The organism is Psychroserpens mesophilus (assembly GCF_050617655.1).
GTDB classification, from domain to species: domain Bacteria; phylum Bacteroidota; class Bacteroidia; order Flavobacteriales; family Flavobacteriaceae; genus Psychroserpens; species Psychroserpens mesophilus_A.
This window is the reverse complement of the sequence record NZ_JBODQC010000182.1, coordinates 1-268: the sequence shown is the minus strand read 5'-3', so window position 1 is coordinate 268 and position 268 is coordinate 1. Positions and strand designations below refer to the sequence as shown.

Sequence of the window (268 nt, the reverse complement as noted above, 5' to 3'; positions counted from 1 at the left end):
CCTGGGAGGTGCCGTAGCCCAGGGCCGCCGCGCCCCAGGCCAGCACGATGTAGCGCAGGTTGCCCGACACGCCCCAGAACAGCGTGGTCGTGGACAGCGAGATCTGGCCCAGCTTGTCCCCCCACAGCCGCTGGCTGCAGGTCCAGAAGTCGGGCAGCAGGGCCAGGGTGTTGGCCAGCAGGCTCTTGCTGGGGTCCTGGCGCAGCGGGCGCAGGATGGTGTCGGTCAGCGGAATGCGCAGGTTGAACCAGGCGGCCAGCGCATAGAC

The 268-nt window shown here is 69.8% G+C and carries 1 protein-coding gene; it reads right to left on the bottom strand.

Features of this window, described 5'->3' with window-relative positions:
- Positions 1–268: hypothetical protein (locus ACRHNM_RS16865; RefSeq protein WP_431137772.1), on the bottom strand; the 268-nt coding region annotated here is incomplete at both ends.